General features: G+C 76.1%; 1 protein-coding gene and 1 pseudogene. Both read left to right on the plus strand.

Annotated elements, in window-relative coordinates:
• Positions 1–24: 24 nt before the first annotated feature.
• Positions 25–465, plus strand: a complete 441-nt coding sequence (locus C667_RS23340) for a DNA polymerase III subunit chi (protein ID WP_004390392.1) — start codon at positions 25–27, stop codon at positions 463–465.
• Positions 462–960: pseudogene (locus tag C667_RS23345) on the plus strand (hypothetical protein); the annotation flags it as partial. The gene C667_RS23340 and the pseudogene C667_RS23345, both read left to right, overlap by 4 nt.

Consider the following 960-nt stretch of genomic DNA (forward strand, 5'->3'; position numbering starts at 1 on the left):
CCGGGGGCCCGCCCCCCCCCCGCCATGGCGCCGCGCGTGCAGTTCTATCACAACACCGCAGACCGGCTCGCGCTCGCGCACGAGCTGGTCGCGGGCGCCTACGCACGCGGCCGCAAGGTCGCCCTGCGCTGCACCGACTCGACCCAGCTGCGCCGGCTGGACCAGGCGCTGTGGACCGCGGTGCCGCTCGACTTCGTCCCCCATGTCGGTGCCGGCTCGGCGCTGGCCGTGGAGACCCCGGTGGTGCTCGGCGCCGCCGACGAGCCCTGCCCGTGGCCGCACGCCGACATGCTGTTCAACCTCGCCGACGACCTGCCCGCCGAGGCGGACGGGTTCCGCATGGTGGTCGAGATCGTCGGCCGCGATGCCGCCGAGGTGCACGCCGCCCGTCAGCGCTGGGCCGCCTACCGCCAGCGCGGCTACGAACTGAAGGCCTTCGACGCCGAACGCAGGGTGGCGCTGTGAAAGACTGGCAGGACTTCCCCGACGACGACGAGCTCGACCGCGCCGACGACCTGCTCGGCCAGGCCGACGCCCTGCTGCGCCGCCACCGCGGCGACACGGCCGCCTCCCCCGCACGCACGCCGCCCACCACCGACCACGGCCCTGCCGGGCCGGTCCACGCGATGCCACCCGCCGCGGCCATGCAGGCCTTCGACGACGACGACCTGCCCATCCTCACCGAGGTGGTGGAGGACCTGGACCTGCCTGCGGAGATCTTCCAGCCGCCCGCGGCCCCGTTCTCGATGGCTGCGGCAGCGAGCGCGGCGGCCATGCCCTCCTTCGTGCGCAGCCCCGCGCCGGCGGAGCTCACGCCCGTGCGCGAGCCCTCCGTGCTGGAGCCCCCCGAGCCGCCGCCGGAGCCCATCCTGCGGCCCGCACCGATCGGGCAGCCGACATCGCAATGGCCGCCGGAGCCGCCCGCAGCTCCCGAGCCGCCCGTGGCAGCCGTGGCGGCCG

The sequence above is a fragment of the Thauera phenylacetica B4P genome, assembly GCF_000310225.1.
GTDB lineage: Bacteria > Pseudomonadota > Gammaproteobacteria > Burkholderiales > Rhodocyclaceae > Thauera > Thauera phenylacetica.

Bases quoted from the DNA above. Each gene is read 5' to 3' on its own strand.
- C667_RS23340 (WP_004390392.1), top strand. From the start codon at position 25: ATGGCGCCGCGCGTGCAGTTCTATCACAACACCGCAGACCGGCTCGCG.